The 11,453-nt window shown below is 36.7% G+C and carries 10 protein-coding genes and 1 tRNA gene; 7 read left to right on the forward strand and 4 right to left on the reverse strand.

The genetic code is table 11. From position 1 onward, the window contains the following. The 6 genes from ABFC98_08400 to tsaD form a co-directional block, all read left to right on the forward strand. Positions 1-835 (forward strand): amylo-alpha-1,6-glucosidase (locus tag ABFC98_08400; GenBank protein ID MEN6446041.1); only part of this gene is annotated, 835 nt, incomplete at its 5' end. Next, the gene (locus ABFC98_08405; protein MEN6446042.1) at positions 835-2,187 is read left to right on the forward strand and encodes a glycosyltransferase family 4 protein; all 1,353 of its coding nucleotides are present in this window, start codon (positions 835-837) and stop codon (positions 2,185-2,187) included. The genes ABFC98_08400 and ABFC98_08405, both read left to right, overlap by 1 nt. Next, positions 2,187-3,386, forward strand: a complete 1,200-nt coding sequence (locus tag ABFC98_08410; GenBank protein ID MEN6446043.1) for a glycoside hydrolase family 57 protein — start codon at positions 2,187-2,189, stop codon at positions 3,384-3,386. Before ABFC98_08405 ends, ABFC98_08410 begins: the two co-directional genes overlap by 1 nt. A gap of 4 nt (positions 3,387-3,390) precedes the next feature. Then, positions 3,391-4,806 (forward strand): sigma-54 dependent transcriptional regulator, encoded by a 1,416-nt coding sequence (locus tag ABFC98_08415; protein MEN6446044.1) that lies wholly within the window; start codon positions 3,391-3,393, stop codon positions 4,804-4,806. Between the two features lie 61 nt (positions 4,807-4,867). Continuing rightward, the gene (locus ABFC98_08420) at positions 4,868-5,683 is read left to right on the forward strand and encodes a hypothetical protein (GenBank protein ID MEN6446045.1); all 816 of its coding nucleotides are present in this window, start codon (positions 4,868-4,870) and stop codon (positions 5,681-5,683) included. After that, positions 5,684-6,700 (forward strand): tRNA (adenosine(37)-N6)-threonylcarbamoyltransferase complex transferase subunit TsaD, encoded by a 1,017-nt coding sequence (gene tsaD, locus ABFC98_08425; GenBank protein ID MEN6446046.1) that lies wholly within the window; start codon positions 5,684-5,686, stop codon positions 6,698-6,700. Between the two features lie 59 nt (positions 6,701-6,759). Here the strand turns inward: tsaD and ABFC98_08430 are convergent. The 3 genes from ABFC98_08430 to ABFC98_08440 form a co-directional block, all read right to left on the reverse strand. Beyond that, positions 6,760-6,835 (reverse strand) — tRNA-Thr (locus tag ABFC98_08430). After that, positions 6,831-7,499 carry a hypothetical protein gene (locus tag ABFC98_08435; protein MEN6446047.1) on the reverse strand — a complete coding sequence of 223 codons (669 nt, stop codon included), beginning with the start codon at positions 7,497-7,499 and terminating at the stop codon, positions 6,831-6,833. Before ABFC98_08435 ends, ABFC98_08430 begins: the two co-directional genes overlap by 5 nt. 75 nt (positions 7,500-7,574) lie before the next feature. After that, a complete protein-coding gene (locus ABFC98_08440; protein MEN6446048.1) occupies positions 7,575-10,520 on the reverse strand; it encodes a CapA family protein in 2,946 nt (981 codons plus the stop codon). Between the two features lie 255 nt (positions 10,521-10,775). On the opposite strand from ABFC98_08440, the gene ABFC98_08445 reads away from it, so the two are divergent. Beyond that, a complete protein-coding gene (locus tag ABFC98_08445) occupies positions 10,776-10,910 on the forward strand; it encodes a hypothetical protein (protein ID MEN6446049.1) in 135 nt (44 codons plus the stop codon). 267 nt (positions 10,911-11,177) lie between these two features. Here ABFC98_08445 and ABFC98_08450 read toward each other — a convergent pair. Continuing rightward, a partial coding sequence (locus ABFC98_08450; GenBank protein ID MEN6446050.1) for an NAD(P)H-dependent glycerol-3-phosphate dehydrogenase occupies positions 11,178-11,453 on the reverse strand: 276 nt, incomplete at its 5' end.

Below are 11,453 nucleotides of genomic sequence, written 5' to 3' on the forward strand. Positions count from 1 at the left end.
TAGCATCACTCTTACGGAAGAAATTTTAGCCGGAATTTTGCAAAAAAATGATCATCCCTTTGACCTTCGCTCCGATGGGCTAATAGAATTACATAATGATTTTGCCCATGGAACCTGGATGGATGTAAGAATTGATGGAAAACCAATCACTCCCAGAAATGGAGCTCCTATTGAACTGAATGCTCTCTGGTATAATGCCCTTTGTTGTTATGAATCTATGTGCGAAGCATACAGACAGAAAGCCCGTAAAAAATATAAGGCAAATGAAGAACTACTGAGTTTGAAAGATATGGTTAAGCAATCGTTGCAAAAGTTTTATATGGATGGATATCTTGCTGATCGAATTGTGGGCGAAGAACAGATTATGGAAATAAGACCCAATGCCATAATTGCTCTCTCTTTACCCTGGCAGGCATTTTCGCAAGATGTTTTGCAACAGGTCTTTGAACGCAGTTATAAAGAGCTATATACAAATTATGGAATTCGCACTTTAAGCCCCAAAGATATCAAATTTCGTAAAAAGTATTATGGAACACAAAAAGAAAGAGACCTTGCTTATCACAATGGAAGTGTATGGGCTTGGCTTTTAGGTCCTTTTTGTGGTTTATATGAACGTGCCTATGAAGGAGTGAAGACAAAAAAGGAAATTGTTGAAGGGCTTAATACTTTCATATCCACTTTTCGCAATAGTTTTATGAAAGGACATATTGCATCCATTGCTGAAATTTGGGATGGTGATTCTCCTCATTTCCCAAAAGGCGCTCCCGCCCAGGCATGGAGTGTGGCCGCTTTGTATAATATAGAGAATTATATTCTCTATTTGGAGGAAAGCTGATGAAAATTTTAATGTTTACATGGGAATTTCCTCCCCTAATTTCAGGCGGATTAGGTATGGCTTGTTATGGTATGGTTAAAGCATTACTTAGTCAAGGTATAAAGATCGACCTTGTATTACCTACTAAAGAACTGGTGTATTTCCCTTTAAGAGAAGAAATGGACGCAGATACTTTGCCAGCTGTATTCTTGGAACCAGAAAAGCACAAAGAATATGTTACGCGAACTTTTACCAGTTTGAATGAACGCTTGGAATTCATTGGTGTTACTACGCATCCAGAGAGTTATTTTAATTTAAGCGAAATTAAACAATATTCATCCGTAATCAAAAAACATCTGTGGTCAACTGAAATTACAACAGGTGAAGAACAAGAACTCTGGAAAGAGATGACGGCAAATCTGATCGGAGAGGAAGATTTGATCAAAAAAGTTCAGGAATATACTTTAAGGGCAAATCGCTTTGCCAAATGCCTGGAATATGATCTAATTCATTCTCATGATTGGCTTACTTATCCAAGTGGAATTCTGGCAAAACAAATTTCCGGGAAACCTTTGATTGTGCACATTCATGCTACCGAATTTGATAGAGCTGGAGGTCCTGGAGACCCCCGAATTCATAAAATTGAATACATAGGAATGACCTATGCAGACAAAGTGATCGCTGTTTCCCAATATACTGCTCAAATGGTGATGAGCCGTTATAGAATAGATACTGGAAAAATCCGCATAATTCATAATGCCTTCTCCATTACCGAAAATAGTATTAAAAACAAGAAACGCATATTTAAAGGACCAACCATTTTATATCTCGGAAGAGTTACTTTGCAAAAGGGACCCGACTATTTTTTGGATATGGCGGATAAAGTATTAAAAGTTCATCCTGAAGCAAGGTTTATACTTGCTGGAACAGGTGATATGCAAAGACAAATTTTGCGTCGGTCTGCTTCCTTAAAAATGAAAAACCGGTTTTTATTTACTGGTTTCTTAAATAGAAAACAGGTAGAACGCATTTTGCAGGCAGCCGACATTTATGTTCTGCCTTCCGTTTCAGAACCATTTGGCATATCTCCTTTGGAAGCAATGGCTTATGGTATAACTGCCATTATTTCAAAACAATCAGGAGTCGCAGAAGTTGTGCATCATGCTTTTAAAATTGATTACTGGGATGTTGACCTTTGGGCTGAAACCATAAATCACTTAATTGAAAATCCAGATAAATGCGCTAAAATCGGGCATGAAGGTATGAAAGAAGTCCAACGCATTCAATGGGATGACGCAGCCGAAAAAATTCGTCAGCTGTATGCTTCCACTTTATCAGAAGTTAGCAATACTCAGGAAATAAGGAGTTCTTGATGTTAAATATTGTTTTTTATTTCCAAGTTCATCAGCCCTACCGCCTCACTCATTTTAATGTTATAGATATTGCTGATAATGCTAAGATTTTTGATGATAAACTAAATGGCGATGTTATGCGTAAAGTGGCAAATAATTGTTATTTACCCACCAACAAACTGCTGCTGGAATTGATTCAAAAATATGAAGGTAGATTCAAAGTTGCCTTTTCTATTACGGGAACCGCTCTCGAACAATTTAAACTATATTCTCCCGAAACGCTCGATTCTTTTAAGCGTCTTGTTGATACTGGTTGTGTTGAATTGCTGGGAGAAACATACTTTCATTCCCTTGCTTTTCTATTTGACACCAATGAGTTTTTGGATCAGGTGTATATGCACAGAGAACTGATGCAAAAAGAATTTGGATATTATACCACTACTTTTCGCAATACGGAGCTGATCTATCAAGACCGTTTATCGGACATTATCTATGAAATTGATGGCTTTAAAACCATTATCACGGAAGGTGTGGATAGAATTCTGGATTGGCGGAGTCCACTTTATGCCTATAAAAACTATGCAAAGAACCTAAATCTCCTTTTAAAATATTATCAATTGGCAGATGATATTGCTTTTCGCTTCTCCAATCGCGATTGGCCTGAATATCCTTTAACGGTAGATAAATTTGTGAACTGGATAGATCAGCTTACATTGGCGGAAAAAGGGGATAAAAACCTTTTTTTGAATCTGTTTATGGATTATGAGACCTTTGGAGAACACCAATGGGCAACTACTGGGATATTTGATTTTATGCGGCATTTTCCTGATTCTATCTTGAAAAAACCGCATCTTGGTTTTGCCAATCCTAAAGATGTTTCTCACTTAGCAAATTATCAACAAGAATCTCTCTCTTTTCCTAAACCTGTTTCCTGGGCTGATGAACAACGCGATTTATCTGCCTGGCTGGGAAATGAAATGCAACAAAATGCAAGTGAGACATTATATGAACTGATAAACCGTATCAAGGAAAAAGGAGACCCAGAATTATTAAGAACGGCAAGGTTACTTACTACTTCCGACCATTTTTACTATATGTGTTCTAAGTATTTTCAAGATGGAGATGTGCATAAATATTTCTCCCCTTACGATTCACCCGATCAAGCATATATCTATTATATCAATGCATTGGCTGAACTTGAAGAATTGTTGTTGAGGTAATCAGATGAAAGGTAAAATTTTAATATTAGAGGATGATACAGTCCTCTCTGAACAGTTGGCGAATGTAATGCGCCGTTATGAATATGAAGTTGTAGTAACTGAAAATAGCGACAATTTCTTTACTGTATTAAGAACTTTCCAACCTGATGTTATTCTCTTGGATGTATTTCTGGTGGGCTCACGCTTAAATGGAATTCAGGTTTTGAAATATTTACGCAATAATATGGATTTGAATTACAAAGTAATCGTCATTTCCGGTGAAGTTACTTCTTCCCAAATAAATGAAATCCGCGCCTTGGGTGCCTATCATTTCATTGAAAAAGGTTCAGCTTTTTCCATAAATCAATTGTTGCTCCATATTGAAAATGCCATCACTTTGAAAAAACAGGAAGAAGAACATATCGGTTTGCAAATAGAATATATCAATTTGAAAAAACAGTTTACCAGAAGTTTCCCCTTTATAGGTGAAAGCGAGCCAATTAAAAAAGTAAGAGAACAAATTATGCGTCTGGCAAGCGTTGACGAAGATATGTTTTTGATTGGAGAAACCGGAACGGGCAAAGAAATTGCGGCAAATTATTATTACATATATTCACCTCGTTTTGGGAAACCTTTTCATACTGTTAATTGTAGCGCTCTTTCAGAATCACTTATAGAATCGGAACTTTTTGGACATATCAAGGGTTCTTTCACCAATGCCGATCGTAATAAATCAGGTTTTTTTGAGGAGTGCAGCAATGGTATTCTATTCTTGGATGAAGTAACTAATTTGTCTTTAATGTCCCAATCCAAAATACTACGCGCCATTGAGAACAAAGAAATACAAGTGGTCGGAGGACCTCTGAAGAAAGTGGAAACGCGTCTGATTTTTGCCTCCAATGCCAGTTTGGAAAAATTGTCCGATGAAAGATTATTTCGGAAAGACCTCTTTTTCCGGATCGAAGGAAACATCGTTGAATTACCACCTTTAAGAGATCGAGAAGATGACATCCTCCTATTAATCTGCTATTTTTTAACAAGTTTCTCTTCTCAGTATAGTGTAATGGATCAATTAGACCTACCAGCTTTGAAAAATGATCTCTTAAGTTATTCTTGGCCCGGAAATGTGAGAGAACTGCGCAACTTCTGTAAGTTTATAATGATCAATGAGCATAAAATAAACAATGCCGTCATTAAAAAACATCTTAAAGACAAAATAATACACTCTCGCTATGAAGGAGATAGCAACCTGGATAAATATTTTCACATAGAAACATTAAAAGATAGTATGGCTCATTTTGAAAAGGACTATTTACTCCATCATCTCAGTTTGAATGATTGGAATATATCCAAAACAGCCAAAGCCGTAGGAATTGAAAGAACTACTCTCTATAAAAAAGTAAAATCTCTGGGAATCAGTCACATATATATGGAGGACTAATTTGTTACAAGAGAATTTGGGGCTAAGAATTCTATCTCTTGTCATTGCAATCTTTGTTTGGATGCAGTACCTCTTAGTTTCTGAACAGAATAGCGTAATCAATTTACCTGTCACCCTGAGCTCTATTCCAAACAACATCACTTTGGATAATATCCCCAAAAGCATCCCTTTTCAGGTTCGCGGCAGGGGCTTGGACATAATCAAGCTAAAACTTTCTCGCACAAATGTCTTTATTGATGCAGGTAATATAAAACCCGGAACAGATATAATATCCTTAAGCAATTATACCATAGATCTTCCTCAAAACATACAACTGGAACTTTTAGGTCCTGCCGACACAGATAAACTTGCCATCCACGCTGATGAATTTCACCAAAAAAAAGTGCCTGTTTTCCTCACTTTTACTAATGACTATACACGCGAACATTTTTACTCACTGAACTATTCTATCATTCCAGAACAAATAACGATTTTTGGTCCTAAAAGTAAAGTGCAATTAGTGGATAAAGTAACCACTGAAACAATTACCAACAATATGCTTGAGCAAAGCGAATTCAATGTAAAGCTAAACCCTTTGCCCAATGATGTTTCCACTTCGGAAACACAGATAAAAATTAAACTATCTGCCTCATTTAATACGACAAAAATAATCGATAACTTGCCAGTTACGGTTAGCGAGGGCAAAAAGTGTATTCCTTCCTCCGTTACCATAAAACTTTCTGGTAATTCTGATGTTTTAAACAGCTTGGACATCAAAGAGATAAAAACAAGTATTGACGAACATCCTGATGCACAAGGTTTTTATTCTGTCCGCGTGGAAGTGCCAAATTCCGTTAAACTGATTGATATTACGCCCAAAAGGGTTCGTCTTAAATAAATGCCTTCACAGTATATTTTAGCTTTTGAATCTTCTTGCGACGATACTTCAGTTGCAATTTTAGATACCGATTACAACATTGTTGTTAATCTAATTTCAAGTCAACCTGAGCATATAGAATTTGGTGGCATACTTCCAGAAATGGCATCTCGCTTACATTTAAAGCATATACTAACTTTAACTAAGAAAGCACTTGAAGTATCTAATCTTAATTTGATGGATATCAATGCGATAGCCGTTTCCATAAACCCCGGTTTAATTGGTTCGTTGATTGTGGGCTTGGCTTTTGCCAAAGGTCTTGCTTGGAGTTTATCATTGCCTTTGATAACAGTTAATCATATGCTGTCTCATATTTTTGCCAATTTTATAGAACATAAGGACTTAAAACCACCTTTTCTGGCATTGGTTGTTTCCGGTGGACATACTGAACTTGTTCAATTTGATACTTTAACTTCATTTACGGTAGTTGGTAAAACTCTTGATGATGCAGCAGGAGAAAGTTTTGATAAAACAGCGAAGCTTTTAGGATTAGGTTTTCCGGGTGGCCCTATTATTGATGAATTAGCAAGAAAGGGTAACCCTGATTTTATCAAGTTTCCTCGTGCTTTACCCCAAAAAAATAATTTCAATTTCAGTTATAGCGGCTTGAAAACTGCCATTCGAACCTGGCTTGTAAATCAAGAGAAAGAGGTTTTGGAAAATAATCTTTCTGACATAGCAGCGTCAGTTCAACAGGCAATCATAGAACCATTAATTAACAAAAGTGTGCTTTGGGCTCATCAGCAGAAGATTCCTTATCTTCTTTTGGCAGGGGGAGTAGCCGCTAATTCTGCCTTGCGCAAACAGCTTACAATTAAAGCTGCAAAATATGGCATCAAAGTTATCTATCCTTCTCTTTCTTTATGTATGGATAATGCAGCTATGGTTGGTGCGGCAGCAATTCCCAAATTTTTAGCTGGTAATTTTGCTTCTCTTTCGGTTAATGTATCTTCCCAAAAAGGGACTCGCCAGATTTAAAAAATAACTTCAAGTTCACAATTGTATTCTATAACTATTTGATGTTCAATTAGTTAAAATGGAGCTAAATGGGGGACTTGAACCCCCGACCTACTGATTACGAATCAGTTGCTCTACCAGCTGAGCTAATTTAGCTTTTTATTATTTTTAATGTGCTTTGTTGGTTCGGCAGATCAATAAAATAACCCTCTGTTGTTCTCAATCCATCTTTTTCTGAAATTTTACATTCTGTTCCTATTTCCATCGAAAAAGATGTAGAACTTAATAAGCGAGCATAAACCTTACAGGCACCTGTCAAATTACGCGGAAACCAATTTTGATCAGAAGAGAAAGTAACATACCCGTGGACATTGGATTCTTCTATCCATTCAGGAATGGGTAAAGAATAACGCAGTTTAAAATTGATTTTCCCGCTCAAATTGGCAAGATGGAAACTGAAACAATTTAAATTACTTTCTTCTTTCAGCATTTCCGGATAGGGAAAAATAGGATTAAAGTGTTCCGGAACAAGTTTGGTAGTATAAATAAGCGGAACAAACTGATCATTCACCAAAATTTGTTCTATAGTGGCATCTTTAGTTAAAAATAAACAATGATACACTGCCTCAGGTAGATTTGCTTTGTCTATGGTAAAATCGGCAGTAACATAAACTCTTTGCATAGGAGCAAAAATACGCAAATCCAGATTTATTTCTTCAGGATTAAGAATGGCAAAATTTATCTTCAGCGTATCAATTTCCTGTGCATAAAAGCCGAGGGTAAGGGTTAACATTATTATAGCAAAAAATAACTTACGCATTTCAAACTCCTTGATATGTCTATAAAGTCATTCCACTATATTTATGAGGGTCTATTTAGTCAAGATATTTCCATCTTATTTTAAGAGAACCGCCTTTTTGATAATATTGCTATAACCTGTATCCAGTTTAATAAAGTAGATTCCGGAGGCAACTTTTCTCTGGTTTGCATCATTCGCATCCCAATTAAACCGATATGAACCTGCTTCTAATTTGTCATTAAAAAGTTCTTTCACCAGTTGTCCTTTGATATTATATATTTTTACGGTTGTTTTTTCTGCAAGGGGCAAAGCTATTTGGATTGAGGTATCAGGATTAAAAGGATTCGGACTTATTTTTAGCTCTGCTTGGGGTTTATTATAATAACTGGTTTGCACATTAGGATGAATTCTAAAACTTCGTTCCAACAATGAAAAACTCATTGATTTAGGACAATCGGCAGTTCTGGCTTGCAACCAATAGTAATTATTGGGCCAGGAAATATTGTGAAGCGAATCAGGATTAGCATATTCAGTCCATTCAATCAAGCCAACATCATCAAATAAGGCAATTCCCGTAAATCCGGTTGAACCTGTCATTTGTAAACGAACATCATAATAATAAACAGTAGAGGGAAGGTTCAATTCTTTATAGTAAAAATCCCAGCCATTGTTTCCGGATAAATCAGTAGTTACATAATCAGTATAGGATGCTGTTGCAGCTGTTCTGGAAGTATAAAAACTTACCATTATATTAGCACTGGCGACATTTTCGGTTTTTATCCAACCGTGCAAAGTGTATTTTGTAGTATTATCATAAATTTTACAGCGTTTGGGAATAGTGGATGTTACTGAAGAAGAACCAGTTGTACTAAGTTTTGCACTGCGAGTTCCATCAATGTAATCTGTTGTAGAATAATTGGGTGGAACCCAAAGAGTGCAACCCTCATCTTCAAATTTTCCATACCAAATATGTTCCTGACCAAAACGAAATTGATATTCTGCACGGGGTTCAACATTGATAAGTTCGCTCAGAGAACCTTGCCTAGGAAGCTTTATCGGAGGTGTATAATTATAATTATCAATATGATAGAGTAGTTGTTGACGGCAATTGAAAACATTGGCCATAACAGGAGGATTATCTGCATCCATCAAAACCCGTGCTTCCAGATTATCTTTATCTACCAAAACGCGAGTGTTAAGTTCGCGCGACCTGCCTGCAATATAATCCAAAATATGGACAGCAAGTTGACCAGTAGCAGGTTTGGGAATATATTGATCAATATAGAACGGTTTGATTCGAAAATTTCTAAAACCATCAAAATAGGCATCAGCATAGAGAATCATCGTTGGCATCGTTTCCGGATAATCCAAATCAAAAGCAAAGTTACCTAAAGAATGAGCTATCAGTTTATTATGATACACTTCTAACCCCTGAATTATATGAGGATGATGAACAATTACTAAATCAGCGCCACTATCAACAGCACTGTGACGAATATCTATATCCCATTGATGAGGAACATCATTTCGATAGCAATAATCCTCATCTTCAGTATCATCTATAAAGGGATTTAGCTCTTTATCATAACCGGAACCAGGGGTTAAAGAATATTCACTGCCACCGTGCATTTCCACGATTTTTAGGTCTGCAACATTCTCAACTGCCTGAATTTGTTGTTCCACATAATAAGGTGTCATATATGCAAAACCAGGTTTACAGTAACCTGACGGTAAAAATGGTTGAGCATTATTATATTGCCCAGTTCTGTCTGAACTTGCCAAAAAGGCAATATTTAAGCCCCGACAGTTATAAAAAGCAGGGAGATATGCTTCATAAGAATTGACTCCACAGCCACTATAAATAATTCCGGCATTATTCAGCACACCCTGCATTTGTTGATAAGCTGAAATTCCATAATCCATTGTATGATTATTGGCAGTGGATACTAAATCAATTCCCGCATAAATTAAACCGTTTACATTAGCTGGGTTGCCTCTGTAATAAACACTTTTGGTAGGATGATGAACTCCGATATTAGCTAAAACAACTTCCAGATTGGCAACGCTTATATCCGCTGCATCTCCAAAATATGGTTTGGAAGGAGCAAAAATAGCATTAACTCCCAAGGTAGGAATTATTCCTCCACCGGATTCATAGCCCCGGGCAAGCATAATATCTCCCACAAAATTAAGGGTTACAGGCAAAGCTGAAGCACCTGTTTCAAGGGTAACTTGGGTAGAAGCAAACCCTTTTTTACCCGTGTCATCTGTTACTTCCAAAGTAACAGTGTAAGGATAATCAGAGGAGACAGTATAAAAATGATAGGGATTTGTCAAAGAACTATATGTAGAATCGCCAAAAGACCATTCATAAGTGAAAGTATCACTATCAGGATCAAAAACATTACTATAAAAATTTACTCCCGTATCTTTTGTAGCATAAGAAGTGGAGATACTTACAACCGGAGCAATCGGAAGGTCTGAACTAATATCCAATATGTTGTCAAAATAAACATTGCGCGAGGAAATGCCATCTAAATCATTCACATAAATAATTCCATTGATAATGGGAAGATAGCCCCAAAATGCCTGCCAATCGGAACCTATAGGCAATTGTATCGTATTCCAGACATTATTATTAAAGGCACCCTGATAAACTGGAATCCAAACTTCAATATCTAAAATCCTTGTTCCGGAAAAACTATAAAATATGTTATGCACTCCATCAGTGAAACCTATGCCCTGAACACAGGAATTGGAAGATGTTTTAACCTGCACTTGAAGAACATTTGTAGTGTCTATGGGATAGGGATTAATTTGCTGCAGTTTGTAACAATTACCAGTTAATTTTAAACAGTAGGAACTGCCATCGGGAGTTGAAGAATCAAGTGTCCAGGCATCTGGCTGCATATCTTCTTCGCCCCAGGAACTTAAAACGATGGAACCACTTTCAAAATTTTCCAAAGCTGTATAGCGAATGGATGCTAAAGCCATACTTGCAAATAAAAGGATGAAACCGAAAAATAACCATTTCTTCTGCATTCTATCCTCCCTCAATTTACTGCTATTTTATCTAATAACAAAATATTAAAGCAATTTTTAAACCATAAAATCCCCTTTTTTCTTTTTCTCCCGTCCTTAAATGTTATTAGGTAAAGGATGTCTTTAGCCCATACTTTTAAGCGTCAATCAAGTGTTAATCTAACCTTAATCAAGCGTTAATTGTTAACGCTTGATTAAGGGATGATGAACGCTAAATTAATGGAAACAAGTAAGAAAGATGGGAGACAAAAATAGGTGGATTGTATCAAAAAAGTGATTGGTATATATGAAGAATGTAGCACTGCAAAAGTTATTGTGCGTCTCCTGAATTTTAATAATATCATTAAAAAGGCATTGTATATAGTTTTAGGTGCAAAAAAATTTCAATAAGGGCTCGTTAGCTGACTGTTACTAAAATACTCAATGTTTAAGTGAGGGGTCCCAAATAAGTTGAGATAGAAAAACAATGGCAGTATATTTTGTGTAACCGAAACTAAGTTTGTTATGTAGCCGGAGCTCGCCGTAGCTCCGCAAATTGTGTAGCCAGAGCTCGCTGAAGCTCCGCAAATTGTGTAGCCGGAGCTCCCCGTAGCTCCGCAATATTTATATTTTATACTTACGAAAATACAGTGTCCTCTGGTTACCTACAATGGATTTTTATTCTGCTTTGAGTTCGCGAGTCATAAGTTCGATAATTGCCTGTTTGGGCTCTTTATCTGCATAAAGAACCTGATAGACCTCTTCTACAATGGGCATTTCCACTTGTAACTGGCGGGAAAGTAAAAATACACTCCGCGTGGTAGTTACGCCTTCAGCCACCATTTCCATTTGAGATAATATGTCGGATAATTTTTTGCCTCTGCCAATTTCTTCGCCCACAAAGCGATTCCGGCTATGAATAGAAGTGGCGGTAGTGATTAAATCGCCGATTCC

This window comes from Candidatus Cloacimonas sp. (genome assembly GCA_039680785.1).
Classification (GTDB): domain Bacteria; phylum Cloacimonadota; class Cloacimonadia; order Cloacimonadales; family Cloacimonadaceae; genus Cloacimonas.

Bases quoted from the DNA above. Each gene is read 5' to 3' on its own strand.
- ABFC98_08405 (MEN6446042.1), top strand. From the start codon at position 835: ATGAAAATTTTAATGTTTACATGGGAATTTCCTCCCCTAATTTCAGGC.
- ABFC98_08410 (MEN6446043.1), top strand. From the start codon at position 2,187: ATGTTAAATATTGTTTTTTATTTCCAAGTTCATCAGCCCTACCGCCTC.
- ABFC98_08415 (MEN6446044.1), top strand. From the start codon at position 3,391: ATGAAAGGTAAAATTTTAATATTAGAGGATGATACAGTCCTCTCTGAA.
- ABFC98_08420 (MEN6446045.1), top strand. From the start codon at position 4,868: ATGCAGTACCTCTTAGTTTCTGAACAGAATAGCGTAATCAATTTACCT.
- tsaD (MEN6446046.1), top strand. From the start codon at position 5,684: ATGCCTTCACAGTATATTTTAGCTTTTGAATCTTCTTGCGACGATACT.
- ABFC98_08435 (MEN6446047.1), bottom strand. From the start codon at position 7,499: ATGCGTAAGTTATTTTTTGCTATAATAATGTTAACCCTTACCCTCGGC.
- ABFC98_08440 (MEN6446048.1), bottom strand. From the start codon at position 10,520: ATGCAGAAGAAATGGTTATTTTTCGGTTTCATCCTTTTATTTGCAAGT.